The sequence below is a fragment of the Paenibacillus endoradicis genome (genome assembly GCF_024721975.1).
In genome coordinates this window covers 31,530-47,244 of the sequence record NZ_JANQBB010000010.1, presented here as the reverse complement: position 1 = coordinate 47,244, position 15,715 = coordinate 31,530, and the positions used below count along the sequence as shown (strand labels likewise).

Genomic DNA, 15,715 nt, shown 5'->3' with positions numbered 1-15,715 from the left:
TTACACCGTCAGAGCAATTACGCTGAAGCGGCAAAGCCTTTTTTGAATGTATTAATAGCATCAACAAGAGCTTTCTCATTATCAGCAACAAGATCTTTCGTATCGCGGATAGAAGCAAGCACTTCTGGACGACTGCTATCAAGGAATGCGTGGAATTCATGCTCAAAGCGAAGAATATCATCAATTGCGATGTCATCAAGATGACCTTTAACCGCAGAGTAGATAGATACAACTTGCTTCTCAACTGGCATCGGTTGGTTAACACCTTGCTTAAGAATTTCCATCGTACGAGCACCACGGTTTAGACGGGATACTGTAGATTTGTCAAGGTCAGAACCGAATTGAGAGAACGCTTGAAGCTCACGATAAGCCGCAAGATCCAGACGAAGTGTACCAGCAACTTTCTTCATTGCTTTAATTTGAGCAGCACCACCAACACGTGATACAGAGATACCTACGTTTACCGCAGGACGTTGACCAGAGTAGAACAAGTCAGACTCTAAGAAGATCTGTCCGTCTGTAATGGAGATTACGTTTGTTGGAATATAAGCAGATACGTCAGAAGCTTGAGTCTCGATAAATGGAAGTGCAGTTAGAGAACCGCCACCCAGTTTATCACTTAGCTTAGCTGCACGCTCTAGCAAACGAGAGTGAATGTAGAATACATCACCTGGATACGCTTCACGACCTGGTGGACGACGAAGCAATAGGGAAAGCTCACGGTACGCTGCAGCTTGTTTGGACAAGTCATCATAGATAACTAGTACATGCTCGCCTTTGTACATGAAGTACTCACCCATTGAACAACCTGCATAAGGAGCTAGGTATAACAATGGAGATGGCTCAGAAGCACCAGCAGTTACAACGATTGTGTAATCAAGTGCACCATTGCGACGAAGTGTTTCTACTACGTTAGCAACAGTAGATTGTTTTTGACCTACAGCTACATAGATACATTTTACACCAGTACCTTTTTGGTTGATGATTGTATCAATAGCAATTGCAGTTTTACCTGTTTGACGGTCACCGATAACCAACTCACGTTGTCCACGGCCAATTGGTACCATAGAGTCAATTGCTTTAAGACCTGTTTGCATTGGCTCATGTACAGATTTACGATCGATAACACCAGGTGCTGGTGATTCAATCGGACGGAATTGAGTTGTATTGATTGGACCTTTACCATCAACTGGTTGTCCAAGCGGGTTTACAACACGTCCAAGAAGCTCTTCGCCAACTGGAACTTCCATAATACGACCAGTACGTTTTACTTGGTCGCCTTCACGAATATCTGTGTACGGCCCTAGAATAACGACACCGACATTGCTCTCTTCAAGGTTAAGAGCCATACCAACGACACCGTTAGCGAATTCAAGGAGTTCACCTTGCATCGCATTTTCAAGACCATGTACACGAGCGATACCGTCACCGACATTGATAACAGTGCCGACGTCTACGACTTGAATTTCTGATTTATACTTTTCAATTTGCTGTTTAATCAGCGTACTAATTTCATCAGGTCTGATACTCAATTCGTTCACCCCTATCTACAGTGCTTTAGAATTTAATGATTTTTGTAAACGTTCTAACTTACCTGATAAACTTCCATCGTACAGACGATCGCCGATACGAACTTGAACGCCACCAAGTAGAGCTGGATTCACACTTTGCTCCGCAATAATTGTTTTGCCTGTTATTTTTGCGAATTGAGTCGCTATAGTTGAAAGCTCCTCATCAGACAACGCTTTTGCTGTATACACTACAGCATGGGCTTGACCCGTTGCATTGCCTGCAATCTTCACATAAGATTCAAACAGATTAACAATAAGAGATTGACGCCCACGCTCAAGCAATAGACGTAAAGTATGATATAAAAGCTCTGACACTTCAGTACCGAAAGAATCTTTCAATAGCTGAACTTTGTTCTCGGATTGTACACTAGGTAGATCCAAAAATTTATTTAATTCATCGTTATGATTAAGTACATCAACGATTAACTTTAATTCTGTTTCAACTTGAGAAACGACCTTGCTTGCGGTTGCAAGTTCGAACAACGCTTGTGCGTAGCGCTTCGCTACCACTAGATCGCGGCTCATTTATTTCCAACCTCTTTTAGGTACTTATCAACAAGAGCCTCTTGAGACTTCTCATCAACTTGTTTCTCGATGATTTTAGATGCGATTTGCACAGAAATGCCGCCCACTTCTGCACGAAGTGCGGAGATCGCTTTATTTTTCTCACTCTCGATATCATTGAGTGCTTCATTTTTCAAGCGAGCTGATTCATTTTTAGCAGATAGAACGATTTCATCAGCTTGCATAGAACTAGTTGTTCTTGCTTGCTCGATAATTGCGTATGCTTCCTTACGTGCTTCTTCAAGTGCTGCTTTTTGCTCTGCCATTGAAGCTTCTGCTTCTTGACGACTAGATGCTGCAGTATTCATTTGCTCTTGAATCAACTGTCTGCGTTTTTCCATAACTGCGAACAAAGGTCCAAAAGCATATTTATTCAATAACAACATCAAAGCGATGAATGCTAGAATTGTAAATACAGTGGATGAAGGATAAAAATCCATAGCTGCACTCCTTTCTTCGATTTAGTAACCTCGAATCATAATAAAGGCGAAGAGGGCTAGGCCTTCCCCGCCAAGAGCGCCCATTATTCTGCGAAGAACGCCAAGAAACCGATAACTACGCCGATAATTGGAACTACCTCTACGATACCAACACCGATGAACATTGTTGTCATTAGAGATGATTTTTGTTCTGGTTGACGAGCGATACCTTCAATTGTTTTGGATACGATCATACCGTTACCAACGCCTGCGCCAATCGCGCCTAAACCTACTGCAATAGCTGCTGCCAATACTGTCATTTAAAAAATCCTCCTCGAATTTATCAATTCATTTTTTGTGTTTCATTGGGTAGAGCATGTATAACGAACTTTGAATCCGACTAGATAAGTCCGTTCAAAGCAAGTTGCTAGAATTAATGTGCATGTTCTTCTTCATCATGAATTGCTGCTTGAGAGATGTATACCATGGTAAGAATTACGAATAGGAAGGCTTGAATACCACCTACAAATAAACTGAAACCTTGCCACGCTACCATGAAAGGAAGACCCAACACACCAAGCTTCAAGATCGTAGAAATTAGAATTTCACCCGCATAAATATTAGCGTATAGACGCAGCGCCAATGTAACTGGTTTTGCTACAGTCTCGATAATGTTCAATGGGAAGAAGATCGGATACGGTTTGAAATAATGCTGGAAGTAATGTTTCGCGTTCCATTTCACCCCTAAGAAGTGAATAATGAAAAACACAACAATTGCAAGACCCGCTGTTACAGAAATATCTGCTGTTGGTGATTTCCACCAAGCGAGATGAGCTTCGCCATGATGTTTGGCAAGATACTCAGCAGTTACGCCAAAAATTTGTTGATCTGTTGTTGTGACAATTTGGAATGGTAAGCCAAGAATATTGGCAACAAAGATGAAAAGAATAAGTGTCATACCAAGAGATACGAACTTCTTCACTTTCTCTAGCGGCATAGCACTAGCAATCGTATTGTGTACGAAATCAATGACCCACTCCATAAAGTTTTGCATTTTACCAGGATTTTCAACTGATAAATTACGAACTGCAAGTCGTGCGAGAACCAAAATAACAATCATCGTGACGACGATGGCAATGATAGCTGAAAGGTCAAATTCAATACCCATCACATTCACTATTGGAAACAAATGCATAAGACAATATCACCCCTTTCCGCTATTATTTGTTTTCGCGTTATGAATTAAAGCTACTACTAGAATCAAAAAGGGAAACACCATACTGCCTGACAAAGCTGCCGGCAAATTAAGCGTTTCAGGATACTTCACAGCAAACATCGCAACAAGTAGTACCATTGCAACTCTACTTCCGAATCCAAGTCCCTTCCGCTTCGTCTGCGTTCCTTCTTGACTCGCAATTTCCGCTACTAAAGCGACTCTACGTTTCAATAAAAACGCATTCATAGCACTTGCTGCTAAGCCCACAGCCAAACCTAACATGACTGGTTTCCAACTAGGAACGATTGCCCATAGTATTATGCATACTGCAGTGAGGCCGAGCATCCAGCGCGTAGCTGACTTCATCATATTATCCATCGGAGCCCTCCAACATCTTCATAACGATAAGGATAGCTGATCCAATCCCGAGAGCAAGTCCAGTTAGAACACCACCGATGACCCAACCTTTACTACCGGTTATATCGCTAACATAAGAGCCAATCCAATACCCTATAACTATACAGGCAGCAATCTGAACGCCAATTGCCCCCATTAGACCTACTGCATATAAAGGTTGGTCTAGTTTCTTTTTAGCCATAGGACACTCCTATCAATCCTTATATATTTTATCGAAGCAGAAGAAGGTTTGTCAATTCAAATTCCGAGAATTATTCTCTTATGTATAGCGAGCAATCCCTTGTCAGACAAGGGATGTTCGCAATTAGAAACCGTACAGTACTACTGTATACTGTATATTCAGACTTTCGCCATATCTTTTACGCAAACTATGAACGTTGTGTGAACGAATCTGGACGCTCAGATATTTTGCCAAAATGATGTAAAATTGCATCTACAATGCGCTCAGAAGCTCGTCCATCACCATATGGATTCGCCGATTGGCTCATACGCATGTATAATTCAGAGTCGCTTAACAATGCTTTTGCGCGTTCATAGACTTGTTCTTCATCTGTGCCTACAAGTTCTAACGTTCCTGCTTCTATGCCTTCTGGACGCTCTGTTGTGTCACGTAGTACAAGTGTTGGAACACCGAATGAAGGTGCTTCTTCCTGTAATCCGCCAGAATCTGTCATTATCATATAAGTATGCGGATAAAAATTATGGAATTCAAATACATCTAAAGGATCAATCAACTGAATACGTGGGTGATTGCCCAAAATTTCTTGAGCTGGTTCACGTACTGCTGGATTGGGATGCACGGCATATACGAATACAACATCTTCGAACTCATCAGCAATGCGTTTTACGGCATTGAAAATATGTCGATGTGGCTCACCTAATGATTCCCGGCGATGTGCCGTCATTAGAATCATACGTTTGCCTTTCGCCCATTCGATGACAGGATGTGTAAAAGATTCATCAACTGTGTATTGGAATACATCTGTAGCAGTATTACCTGTAACGTAAATCGTATCTTCATTCTTATTTTCTTTGCGAAGATTATTCGCAGACCAATCAGTAGGCGCAAAATGAACATCAGATAATACACCAGCAAGCTGACGATTCATCTCCTCGGGATACGGAGACATTTTGTTCCATGTACGAAGTCCTGCTTCAACATGACCGACTTTGATTTTCTTTAAGAATGATGCATAACTAGCTAAAAATGTCGTTTGTGTATCTCCATGTACTAATACGATATCGGGCTTTGCTTCATCAAGTACGGGATCAAGACCTTCAAGTACACGAACTGTCGTCTCCGTTAACGTCTGACGATCCTTCATAACATTCAAGTCATAGTTTGGTTTGATCTCGAAAAAGTCGAGTACTTGATCTAACATTTGACGATGCTGTGCAGTCACACATACGATTGACTCAATTTGATCATCGCGTTTTTGCAGCTCTAATACTAAAGGAGCCATCTTTACAGCTTCTGGTCTAGTGCCGAAAATTGTCATTACTTTTAACTTAGACAAACTGCTCCACTCCAATTCTACTTATCAATCCATATCTGCTTAATTCTAATAAAGGTCAAATTGTTCACTTGTCGCCCGTCAAGAAGATGGAACGCTACCTGGGAAAGGCGGAAGCGCAAGTGTACACGGTTGGTACACGCGAACCGACAATGTTTCTGCAAGAAACATACATCGGAAGCTTACGCTAAACTTTCTAAGTTTGTTTCATATTCGCAGTCGATTATGCTACAATCCGAAATATCGTGATCACAAGCGAACAATTTGAGCCACCTCTTAGTTTGTACCAAAAATGCGGTCACCTGCGTCACCTAGTCCTGGAACGATATAGCCTTTTTCATTCAATCCTTCATCTAATGCAGCGATGTAGATATCAACATCTGGATGAGCTTCTTGCACTGCTTTCACACCTTCTGGCGCGGCAATAATACACATTAACTTCATAACTTCACAACCACGTTGCTTCAATGAGTTAAGAGCTGCAATTGCAGAACCACCTGTAGCTAGCATTGGATCGATGACAATTAGCATTCTATCTTGTGCATCGGTTGGTAAATTAATATAGTACTCTTTAGGTTGTAGCGTTTCATGGTCTCGAGCAAGCCCGATATGACCTACTTTTGCAGAAGGAATCAATTTCAAGATACCATCAACCATACCTAGTCCAGCACGTAAAATTGGAACTAATCCAAGCATGCGTCCTGAGACAATTTTAGAATCTGTGATCGCAACTGGCGTTTCAACCTTGATCGTCTGAAGTGGAATTTCTCTTGTAATTTCATATGCCATGAAAGTAGCTACTTCATCGATTAGTTCACGGAAATCTTTCGTATTAGTTTCCTTATCTCGAATAAAAGTAAGCTTATGCTGGATCATCGGATGATCACAAATAAATAAATTGCTCATGGAACCTCCTAGAATGGTGTATATATTTTATTGCTAACCTTATTAATATTGCTCATAATCCAACTTATTATAGCACTGAAGACTGCTTGTTGCACCAAAATTCGTTATAGAAACTGCAGATCATGGTATGGAATCTATATAGTAATTAAATGACCGCATTGAACTAGCTATTGAACAGTTCGACCGGTTCTTTTTCAATTGAACTTTCAACTACAATTCTTTGCATTGGATAAGCAAGTTGAATACCTTCTTTTTGTAAAATCTGAATTAAGGCAATCATCGTTTCCTGTCTAATGAGCAAATGTTCTTTCCATATCGTCGTCTTCGAAAAATAATATAGAAAGATACTTAAACTTCCCTCTTGAATTTCATTAAAGCGAACCATTACCATACGGTCATCAATCTCTTCATGTTGATCCAAGTATGTTTCCATTTTCTTCATCGCTTGTTGCAAGCGATCTAGATCGGAATCTAATCTTACGTGTACATGATACGTAATTCTTCTACGACCCATCTTGGACCAATTGGTTATAGGTTGATCAACAAGCTTGTGATTAGGAACGGTAACAAGCGCATCAGCGAAAGTACGAATACGTGAACTTCTGAAAGTGATGTCTTCAACGAAACCTTCTACATCAGGAGTAAGAATCCAATCTCCCTTACCGAATGGTTTTTCTGAAATAATAATAATTCCGGCCAGAATATTACTCACTGTGTCTTTTGCTGCTAATGCAATAGCCACACTTCCCAGTCCAAGCCCCGCAACTACCCCATTAATACTATATCCCCATTCTGCGATAATAAGCGTAAACATTAAGATTAAGACGAGCAAACGAACAATACGAGATAATAGCGGCAATATCATACTATTTTTCTCAATACCTGATGAAATTGCAATTTCTTCAATTACTTCTGACGATGAAGCAGACATTCGATAAATTCCAATTCCAATAATAATTACAATAATACTCCGAAACATTCGATCTATTACTACGTTGTACTTCCAATTTGGGTCCACATAATTATTAATTGCGAAATAAATAGCACTCCACAGAATTAAAGCTCCAATTAGCGGCTCTAAAGCATTCAGTATCTTCGGCAGTAATCGATCTTTCTTTATCCGATTCATTATAAATCGAAAAACATATTTGATTACGTAACGTTTGAATAGCCAAGCAACTAATACACTTATAATAGAAACTATAAATTGACTAACTATAAACTCTCGTTCGAGCCAAACATACCACGTCAAATGATACCACACCTCCGTCATTACTGTGGTACTTAATCATGGAGAAATTATGCCAATCTCATGATTTTCAATCTATACCAGTAGCATTTCCAAATCCACAATACAAAAATCGACCAGCGGAACATATCCACTGGTCGAAATTAAATACCATATTATACGTAATTAAATTGCTACAACAATCCTTTACGCATAATGACAAGCTGCAAAGTGATTCTTCTTAACATCCAACAATTTAGGAGCATCTACTTTACATTTTTCTGTCGCAATCGGACATCTTGTATGGAAAGGACATCCCGACGGCAGATGAATTGGACTTGGTAAGTCGCCAGTTAATACGATACGTTCCCTTGTTGCCTCAACTTGAGGATCCGGTATCGGAATAGCAGACATTAAAGCTCTTGTATATGGATGCCTTGGATCAGCATATAAATCTTCACTACTTGCCAATTCTACAATCTTACCAAGATACATAACCGCAACACGATCACTAATATGTTTAACCATGGATAGATCATGAGCGATAAATAAATAGGTTAATCCCATGTCACGTTGCAACTCTTGTAGTAGGTTCACCACTTGAGCTTGAATCGATACATCCAGTGCGGAAATCGGTTCGTCAGCAATAATGAATTTCGGATCTACTGCAAGTGCACGCGCAATTCCAATCCGTTGACGTTGTCCACCAGAGAATTCATGAGGATAACGTGATGCATGAGCAGAGTTAAGATTAACAAGCTCCAGTAGTTGTTCTACTTTCTTCTTACGCTCAGCCCGACTACTCGTTAATTTGTGAACATCTAAAGCTTCTCCAATAATGTCCATAACGGTCATTCTTGGATTAAGCGATGCATACGGATCTTGGAATATCATTTGCATATTTCGACGAAGGGCCTTCATCTCATTGCCTTTCAAACCGTATATATTTTTACCCTGGAACAGAACTTCTCCTTCAGTAGGCTCGTATAGTCGCATCATTGTACGGCCTGCAGTAGATTTACCACAACCAGACTCTCCAACAACACCAACAGTTTCCCCTTGCTGAATAGAAAATGTTATATCGTTAACAGCTTTCAAAATATTGTTATTTCCAAGATTGAAAAATTTACTGAGATGATTAATTTCTATTAATGGCTTACTCATTCTGATTCCCCCTCTTTCGCATAAGGGTGTAACAACCAACAAGCAGAACGGTGAGCTTCATTGTCTTCTGCCGATACAAGATCTGGATCATTATTGACGCATACTCTCATCGCTTCAGGACAACGTGCACTAAAACTACAGCCCTTAGGTGGTGAGAACAGATCTGGAGGTGTACCATGAATCGGAATCAATGGTTCATCTTTCTTCTGATCAAGACGTGGCACAGAGCGAAGCAAACCTCTAGTATATGGATGTTGTGGATTATTAAAGATCTCGTACTTTGTTCCTGTCTCTACAACTTTACCCGCATACATAACAATAACTCTATCACATACGTCGGCTACGACTCCAAGGTCATGCGTGATAAGAACAATCGAAGTACCCATCTTTTTCTGTAAATCTTTCATTACTTGCATAATTTGCGCTTGAATCGTTACATCTAACGCAGTTGTAGGTTCATCAGCGATCAACAGTGAAGGATTACATGCAAGCGCAATGGCAATCATCGCACGTTGACGCATACCACCAGAAAATTGATGAGGATACTGTTTAATACGATCTGCCGGATTCGGAATACCTACAAGTGTAAGCATTTCAATGGCACGATCACGAGCCTGAGCTTTACTTAGCTTCTCATGCTTTAACAAACCTTCAACTATTTGTGTGCCTATTGTTAAGGTAGGATTCAAAGAAGTCATCGGATCTTGAAAGATCATCCCAATATCTTTACCACGAATCGCTTCCATTTCTTTTTCACTTTTTTTCAGTAAATCATTACCTTCGAACATAATAGATCCGCTTATGACAGCAGGGGGGCTTGGAACAAGGCGCATTAGAGATTGAGCAGTTACACTTTTGCCGCAACCAGATTCGCCAACAATCGCTACTGCTTCACCCTTATTGATGTGAAAGTTCACACCACGGACAGCTTGAACGACACCACCACGGACATTAAAGTGAACTTTAAGATCCTGTACCTCAAGTAGCTTTTCCATTATTCCACCTCCTAAAACTTTTCATATTACTTCTTGATGAACTTCTCATGATTGAAAAGTTGCTTCGGAAGCATAATCTAAAACTTTTCATATTACTTCTTGATGAACTTCCCATGATTGAAAAGTTGCCTCGGAAGCATAATCTAAAACTTTTCATATTACTTCTTGATGAACTTCCCATGATTGAAAAGTTGCCTCGGAAGCATAATCTAAAACTTTTCATATTACTTCTTGATGAACTTCTCACCGAAGAGAGAAGCAATATCGTGAGCATCCGTTATTTTTTCATTTTCGGATCTAGCGCATCACGTAATCCATCACCAAATATATTAAAGCAAAGCATAGTTAAACTAATTAAGACAGCAGGGAAAATCATACGCCACGGATAGACTGTCATAGCTTTCAATGCATCATTTATCAAAGTACCAAGTGATGCCGCTGGAGATTGAACACCAAGACCAAGGAAGCTTAGAAATGCTTCTGCGAAAATAGCAGATGGTACTGTCATTGTAATCGTTACAATAATGGGACCCATTGCATTTGGAATAAGATGTTTCCTCATAATATGACTTGTACTTGCACCTAGCGTACGAGCAGCTAATACATATTCCTGGCTTTTAAGCTGCATAACTTGACCACGGACAATCCAGGCCATATTAATCCACCCAGTAATACTTAGCGCTAATACGATTGTGAACATACTCGGCTCGAGAATAACAATAAGCAAAATGACTACTAACATGCTAGGAATGGAGTACAATATTTCACAAATACGATTCAATACCTCATCCACTCTACCACCGTAATAACCCATAATACCGCCAATAATAACCCCGAGGATTAGATCGACTATTGCAGCGTATAATCCGACCTGCAACGATATTCCGGCACCCATCCAAGTACGTTCAAACATATCTCGTCCAAGAGCATCTGTACCGAACCAATGCTCAGAACTCGGTGCTTGATTCGTTATCGACAAATCATTCGTTTTATAATCATACGGTGTCATCCATTGTCCAATAATTGCAAACAAAACAATGAATAATAAAACTACTAAACTTATCATAGCTAGCTTGTTTTCTTTCAGACGAATCCAAGCATCTTTCCAAGCAGATATACTTTCACGCACAACTAGATCAGAAGATACTTCATTCTTCTCTAGCTTAGCAAAATCTTTCTTAGATAATGTTTGATCTGACATTACGATCCTCCTTTGCCTCTTGCTAACTTAATTCGCGGATCAACAAAGCCGTAGGCGATATCTGTAATTAAGCGCGCAAGCATCAGAATAACTGCATAAAAAATCGTAAGTCCCATAATTAACGTGTAATCACGATTAGTAATACTATTGACGAAGTCTTTACCTAGACCACCGATTCCGAAAATCTGCTCAACAATAACAGATCCTGTAATAATGTTGGCAGTCATTGGACCGACGTAAGTAACGACCGGCAAAATTGCATTTCTTAACGCATGACGCACAAGAATAACTTTTCCTGATAAACCTTTAGATTTTGCTGTTTTAATATAATCCGCCGATAGAACTTCAAGCATGCTTGAACGAGTAAGCCTCGCAATGAATGCTGTCGGAAGGAACGATAAAGCAATAACAGGTAGGACATAATCCATAGGACCATTTAGACCCGTTACGTTAAACCATTGTAATTCAACTCCGAATATATACTGTAATCCGGCAGCTACAACAAAGTTAGGGATAGATACACCTAGCACGGCAATAAAGATTGTGAAACCATCAAGAAATTTACGATGATTTAAAGCAGCGATAAGACCAAGAAGCAATCCTGCTGCAATAGATAAGAGTATTGCCCATAAACCAAGCTGCATAGAATAACCAAAACCATTTACAATAACAGATTCTACAGTTGTATATTGCTGTTTCATTGATGTTCCAAGATCAAGATGCAGCAGGTTGTTCATATAGTTTAGGTATTGCTCCCAAATCGGTTTATCAAATCCGTACTTTTCCAACAACTTTTGTTGAATAGCGGCAGGGATGTTTTTCTCAGACTGAAACGGATTACCCGGTATCGCCTTCATTAAGAAGAACGTCGCTGAAGCTAAAACGAATATCGACAAGAGCATGTACATTATCTTCTGTATAATATAGCGGACCAACTTATGTCACACCTCCAATGATGTCATGTTACAAGAGAAGGATATATGCTGAAAAAGAAGCATATATCCCCCTGACTTGTATTATTAATGCAAGTTCAAAAGCAAGTTTTCAGAATAAACTTCTGATACCTATTCTTGTTCTTGTTCGTAGTATCCACGTGTATAGTTAACATCGCCTTTAAAGTCAACATACACACCTTTTACATCAGGTTTCATCATATGCACAGAGCTGTAATAGTAAATTGGTATAATTGAATGTGAATCAATCAACATTTTTTCTGCTTGCGCAATTAACTCCATACGAACCTTTTGATCCGTTGTAGCATTAATTTCAGCGATTAAAGCATCGTACTCTGGATTAGCATAACCAGTGTTGTTATTACCGCTCTTAGAAGTGAATAAACCTACGAATGAAATTGGATCATTGTAGTCTGCTCCCCAACCAGAACGCTCGATTTGGAAGTTCATCGCTACACGATTATCTAAGAATACGCCCCACTCTTCGTTACCGATTTGAGCATCAATACCTAGATTTGAACGCCACATATCAACAACTGCTTCAGCTACTTTTTGATGAGTAGGATCAGTGTTAAATTTCAGTGTGAACGCCGGAAGTTCTGTCCAACCTTCTTCTGCTAGTCCTTCAGCAAGTAAAACTTTTGCTTCTTCAACATTTTCTTGGAAGTAATCGTCTTTAAACTCACTACGGAACTCGCCTTCAACACCTTTAATACCTGGAGGCACTAGTCCAAATGCTGGGATTTGACCACCAAGTGATACTTTTTCAGTCAAGTCGGTACGGCTGATCGCCATAGACAGTGCTTGGCGAATTTTTGCATTATTGAAAGGTTCTGCAGTTGTATTCATGATGTAGTAATACAAACTTGCTGTTCCTTTAATTTTAAAGTCGTCTGGATATTCTTTCTTCAGTGTTTCATATTGTTCTGTTGGAAGTGAACCTGTTGGGTGACCAGCATAATCCAATTTTCCTGTTTTATACATATTAAGTTCTGAACTTGGATCATTAACGATCGTCATTGATACTTTTGCGAATTTAATATCATCACGTGCATGATAATTTTCGTTTGGTTCAAGAACAATCGATGTATTACGTTTCCATTGCGTCATTGTAAATGGACCGTTAGTAATCATTGTGTCAGCCGCTGCAGCAAAAGCCTCATTCTCAGTTACAGAAGAGTGAACTGGGAAGTAGATAGCAGTAGAAAGCAATGATTCAAAATATGGAATTGGGTTTGTTAGAGTCACAACTAGAGTATGCTCATCTGTAGCTTTAACAGCTACATCATCAACAGAACCTTTTCCGGTGTTGAAAGCTTCAGCACCTTCAATATAGTACATTTGGTACGCGTATTGAGAAGGTTCAGGAACTAACTCAGGATTAAGTGCGCGTTTCCAAGAGAATTCGAAATCATTAGCAGTTACAGCATCGCCATTGTTCCATTTAGCATCTGAACGAATTGTAAATGTATATGTTTTACCATCTGGCGAGATATCCCATTTTTCAGCAACGCCTGGTTGTACATCACCATTCTCGTCAACAATTGTTAGACCTTCATAGATTGCATTAATTACTGTGAAAGATACTTGATCTGTTGCTTGCGCTGGATCTAATGTTGGAGGCTCAGTAGCTAAATTCATGCGGAATTCATTGTTACTTGCGCCACTTTCATTTTTGGTACCACTCCCACAGGCCGTTGTGAAAATAGCCAGTACAAGTACCAAAGAAAGGATAGAAATTAGATTCTTTCTGTTCATGTTCTTACTCCCCTTTAATCTAGATGTGGTAAAGCCTTGTTGTTGAAATCGAAATAATCACGACAAAAATATTAGAGAAGTGAATTCTTATACAACAAAACTAATATTTATACTTATTTGCGATTACACAATTCTTTAATGAAAACATGGGGTTGACTATACTACTTGAATGTAAAATGTGTCAATACAACAAAAAATGACAATGGTAAAATATTCATTTTAATTATTACACAAACCCTTTATACCACTGACTTGTTAACGTACTAAATAAAATAGTGAACATATTGTGAGCACATTTTATCCCAGTTAAATGTTGCGTGTAATAGTAATATATTGAAATTAATTTCATGCTCCACATATATTTTACATTCTTACTATTTGCATAATTAATCCCTCCTATTCGTTAAATTTGAAACATATTATTTTGCTTTAAAATACAAAAAAACTGTCCAACCAGAAGTGATCTTCCGATTGGACAGTTCAGTATATTATTCTATTAGTAAGTTAGACCTGGATAGATAGGGAACTTAGCTGTAAGATTACGAACTTGTGCACGAGCATCTTCTCTAACAGCCTCATCTTCAGGATTTTTCAATACCATTGTAACCACATCAGCAATAACTTTCATTGCTTCAGCATCCATACCACGTGCAGTTACAGCTGGTGTTCCTAGACGAATACCACTTGTTACAAACGGGCTAGTTGGGTCAAATGGAATCGCATTTTTGTTTACTGTAATGCCAACTTCATCAAGAATATGTTCTGCCACTTTACCAGTAATATTAAGATTACGAGTATCAATCAACATAAGGTGATTATCTGTACCGCCAGAAACTAGATTAATACCGTTAGCAGTAAGTCTTTCTGCTAGAACTTTTGCATTGTTAACAACATTGTTTCCATATTGTTTGAATTCATCTTGCAATGCTTCACCAAAAGCCACAGCTTTAGCAGCAATGATATGCATCAAAGGACCACCTTGAGAACCAGGGAAAACAGCTTTGTCGATAGCAGCTGCCCAAGGTTTGCGGCAAAGAATCATACCACCACGAGGTCCACGAAGTGTTTTATGAGTTGTTGTCGTAACAAAGTGTGCATGTGGTACTGGGTTTGGATGCAAACCAGCGGCTACAAGACCAGCGATATGTGCCATATCAACCATGAACAATGCGCCTACTTCATTAGCAATTTGACCAAGTGTTTCAAAATCAATGATACGAGGGTACGCACTTGCACCCGCTACGATAAGACGCGGACGGTGTTTGAAAGCAAGTTTACGAACTTCTTCATAATCAATTGTGAAAGAATCTTCTTGTACGCCATAAGCAACGAAATTATATAGAAGACCGGAAGCATTTACTGGGCTACCGTGAGTTAAGTGACCGCCATGAGCAAGATTCATACCAAGTACAGTATCACCAGGTTTCAATGCTGCAAGATATACTGCCATGTTAGCTTGTGCGCCTGAGTGAGGTTGCACGTTAGCATGCTCAGCACCAAATAGTTCTTTCGCACGATCACGAGCAATATCTTCAACGATATCAACATGCTCACAACCACCATAGTAACGTTTACTAGGATAACCTTCAGCGTATTTGTTCGTTAGTACAGAACCCATAGCTTCAAGTACCGCAGGGCTAACGATATTTTCAGATGCAATTAGTTCAATGTTATCACGTTGACGCTGTAGCTCAAGACCAAGAGCTTCCAATACTTGTGGATCTTGCTTACGTAAATGTTCCATTATTATTCCTCCTAAGATTTGATTTATATATACTTTCAATGAAAGTGTAAAAAATATGAGTTAGC

16 protein-coding genes are annotated in these 15,715 nt (G+C 39.5%); all 16 read right to left on the bottom strand.

Translation table 11 applies throughout. The annotated features are described in order from the left end of the window. Positions 1-17 precede the first annotated feature (17 nt). Complete coding sequence (gene atpA / locus NV377_RS24305; RefSeq protein WP_258203419.1) at positions 18-1,532, bottom strand: F0F1 ATP synthase subunit alpha; 1,515 nt, start codon at positions 1,530-1,532, stop codon at positions 18-20. A gap of 15 nt (positions 1,533-1,547) precedes the next feature. Then, complete coding sequence (locus NV377_RS24300; protein WP_258203418.1) at positions 1,548-2,096, bottom strand: F0F1 ATP synthase subunit delta; 549 nt, start codon at positions 2,094-2,096, stop codon at positions 1,548-1,550. Continuing rightward, a complete protein-coding gene (gene atpF, locus NV377_RS24295) occupies positions 2,093-2,575 on the bottom strand; it encodes a F0F1 ATP synthase subunit B (protein ID WP_258203417.1) in 483 nt (160 codons plus the stop codon). The genes NV377_RS24300 and atpF overlap by 4 nt, the downstream gene beginning before the upstream one ends. 83 nt (positions 2,576-2,658) lie before the next feature. Continuing rightward, positions 2,659-2,874, bottom strand: coding sequence for a F0F1 ATP synthase subunit C (gene atpE / locus NV377_RS24290; protein ID WP_258203416.1), 216 nt, complete (start codon positions 2,872-2,874; stop codon positions 2,659-2,661). Positions 2,875-2,987: 113 nt separating this feature from the next. Then, the gene (gene atpB, locus NV377_RS24285; RefSeq protein WP_258203415.1) at positions 2,988-3,749 is read right to left on the bottom strand and encodes a F0F1 ATP synthase subunit A; all 762 of its coding nucleotides are present in this window, start codon (positions 3,747-3,749) and stop codon (positions 2,988-2,990) included. Between the two features lie 9 nt (positions 3,750-3,758). Beyond that, complete coding sequence (locus NV377_RS24280; RefSeq protein WP_258203414.1) at positions 3,759-4,148, bottom strand: ATP synthase subunit I; 390 nt, start codon at positions 4,146-4,148, stop codon at positions 3,759-3,761. Beyond that, positions 4,141-4,368 carry a hypothetical protein gene (locus NV377_RS24275; RefSeq protein WP_258203413.1) on the bottom strand — a complete coding sequence of 76 codons (228 nt, stop codon included), beginning with the start codon at positions 4,366-4,368 and terminating at the stop codon, positions 4,141-4,143. The genes NV377_RS24280 and NV377_RS24275 overlap by 8 nt, the downstream gene beginning before the upstream one ends. 187 nt (positions 4,369-4,555) lie before the next feature. After that, a complete protein-coding gene (gene wecB, locus NV377_RS24270) occupies positions 4,556-5,704 on the bottom strand; it encodes a non-hydrolyzing UDP-N-acetylglucosamine 2-epimerase (RefSeq protein WP_308860223.1) in 1,149 nt (382 codons plus the stop codon). A gap of 273 nt (positions 5,705-5,977) precedes the next feature. After that, positions 5,978-6,607 carry a uracil phosphoribosyltransferase gene (upp, locus tag NV377_RS24265; protein WP_258203412.1) on the bottom strand — a complete coding sequence of 210 codons (630 nt, stop codon included), beginning with the start codon at positions 6,605-6,607 and terminating at the stop codon, positions 5,978-5,980. A gap of 163 nt (positions 6,608-6,770) precedes the next feature. Then, entirely contained in the window at positions 6,771-7,859 is a 1,089-nt protein-coding gene (locus NV377_RS24260; protein WP_258203411.1) for a mechanosensitive ion channel family protein, read from the bottom strand. Between the two features lie 183 nt (positions 7,860-8,042). Further along, a complete protein-coding gene (locus tag NV377_RS24255) occupies positions 8,043-8,999 on the bottom strand; it encodes an ABC transporter ATP-binding protein (RefSeq protein WP_258203410.1) in 957 nt (318 codons plus the stop codon). Continuing rightward, positions 8,996-9,994 (bottom strand): ABC transporter ATP-binding protein, encoded by a 999-nt coding sequence (locus NV377_RS24250; protein ID WP_258203409.1) that lies wholly within the window; start codon positions 9,992-9,994, stop codon positions 8,996-8,998. The genes NV377_RS24255 and NV377_RS24250 overlap by 4 nt, the downstream gene beginning before the upstream one ends. A gap of 277 nt (positions 9,995-10,271) precedes the next feature. Continuing rightward, entirely contained in the window at positions 10,272-11,195 is a 924-nt protein-coding gene (locus NV377_RS24245) for an ABC transporter permease (RefSeq protein ID WP_258203408.1), read from the bottom strand. Continuing rightward, a complete protein-coding gene (locus tag NV377_RS24240) occupies positions 11,195-12,130 on the bottom strand; it encodes an ABC transporter permease (protein WP_258203407.1) in 936 nt (311 codons plus the stop codon). Before NV377_RS24240 ends, NV377_RS24245 begins: the two co-directional genes overlap by 1 nt. A 129-nt stretch (positions 12,131-12,259) precedes the next feature. Beyond that, positions 12,260-13,906, bottom strand: a complete 1,647-nt coding sequence (locus tag NV377_RS24235; RefSeq protein ID WP_258203406.1) for a peptide ABC transporter substrate-binding protein — start codon at positions 13,904-13,906, stop codon at positions 12,260-12,262. Between the two features lie 496 nt (positions 13,907-14,402). Beyond that, positions 14,403-15,650 (bottom strand): serine hydroxymethyltransferase, encoded by a 1,248-nt coding sequence (gene glyA, locus NV377_RS24230; protein ID WP_258203405.1) that lies wholly within the window; start codon positions 15,648-15,650, stop codon positions 14,403-14,405. Between the last annotated feature and the right edge of the window lie 65 nt (positions 15,651-15,715).